Origin of the sequence: Vibrio sp. Y29_XK_CS5 (assembly GCF_024181835.1) — a bacterium.
Taxonomy (GTDB): domain Bacteria; phylum Pseudomonadota; class Gammaproteobacteria; order Enterobacterales; family Vibrionaceae; genus Vibrio; species Vibrio harveyi.
Genome location: NZ_JAMZAM010000028.1, coordinates 1 through 1,574, shown reverse-complemented (window position 1 = coordinate 1,574; position 1,574 = coordinate 1). Strand labels below are relative to the sequence as shown.

General features: G+C 51.0%; 1 protein-coding gene. It reads right to left on the bottom strand.

The window, feature by feature from the left end:
* A partial coding sequence (locus tag NL647_RS27085) for an Ig-like domain-containing protein (RefSeq protein WP_253650914.1) occupies positions 1 to 1,574 on the bottom strand: 1,574 nt, incomplete at both ends.

Sequence of the window (1,574 nt, the reverse complement as noted above, 5' to 3'; positions counted from 1 at the left end):
CAGTGTCATCCACTGCCACTGGCGCGTCGTTGACTGGGTTAACCGTCACCGCAACCGTTGCATCGTCAGTTAACTGACCATCTGAGATGGTGTAGCTAATCGTTGCGTCGCCATTGAAGTTATCAGCAGGCGTGAAGACCAACTTACCATCCACGATGGTAACGGTGCCTTGCTCTGCAGGTACTGACGCATTGGTAATGGTTAATTGGTCATTCTCTGGATCGCTGTCGTTCGCCAATACATCGATAGTAACCGCAGTGTCTTCATCTGTTGTAACAGTGTCATCCACTGCCACTGGTGCGTCGTTGACTGGGTTAACCGTCACCGCAACCGTTGCATCGTCAGTTAGCTGACCGTCTGAGATGGTGTAGCTGATGGTTGCGTCGCCATTGAAGTTTTCAGCAGGTGTGAAGACCAACTTACCATCTACGATGGTAACGGTGCCTTGCTCTGCTGGTACCGATGCCGCTGTGATAGTCAGCGTATCGTTTTCTGGATCGCTGTCGTTCGCCAATACGTCGATAGTAACCGCGGTATCTTCATCGGTAGAGACCGCATCGTTCACTGCCACTGGCGCGTCATTCACAGGATTAACCGTCACTGCAACCGTTGCATCGTCTGTGAGCTGACCATCTGAGATGGTGTAGCTAATCGTTGCATCACCATTGAAGTTTTCAGCTGGCGTAAACACCAACTTACCATCCACGATGGTAACGGTACCTTGCTCTGCAGGTACTGACGCATTGGTAATGGTTAATTGGTCATTCTCTGGATCGCTGTCATTCGCCAATACATCGATAGTAACCGCGGTATCTTCATCGGTAGAGACCGCATCGTTCACCGCTACCGGCGCATCGTTAACTGGATTAACCGTCACCGCAACCGTTGCATCGTCGGTTAGCTGACCGTCTGAGATGGTGTAGCTAATCGTTGCGTCGCCATTGAAGTTTTCGGCAGGTGTGAAGACCAGTTTGCCGTCAACAATCGTCACCGTACCTTGCTCTGCAGGTACCGAAGCATTGGTAATGGTTAATTGGTCATTCTCTGGATCGCTGTCGTTCGCCAATACATCGATAGTAACCGCGGTGTCTTCGTCTGTTGCACCAGTGTCGTTGACTGCCACTGGTGCGTCGTTGACTGGGTTAACCGTCACCGCAACCGTTGCATCATCGCTTAACTCACCATCTGAGATGGTGTAGCTGATGGTTGCGTCACCATTGAAGTTTTCAGCAGGTGTGAAGACCAACTTACCATCCACGATGGTAACGGTGCCTTGCTCTGCTGGTACTGACGCATTGGTAATGGTTAATTGGTCATTCTCTGGATCGCTGTCATTCGCCAATACATCGATAGTAACCGCGGTATCTTCATCGGTAGAGACCGCATCGTTCACCGCAACAGGTGCATCGTTCACTGGGTTAACCGTCACCGCAACTGTTGCATCGTCTGTTAGCTGACCATCTGAGATGGTGTAGCTAATCGTTGCGTCGCCATTGAAGTTTTCGGCAGGCGTAAACACCAACTTACCATCCACGATGGTAACGGTGCCTTGCTCTGCTGGTACCGATGCCGCT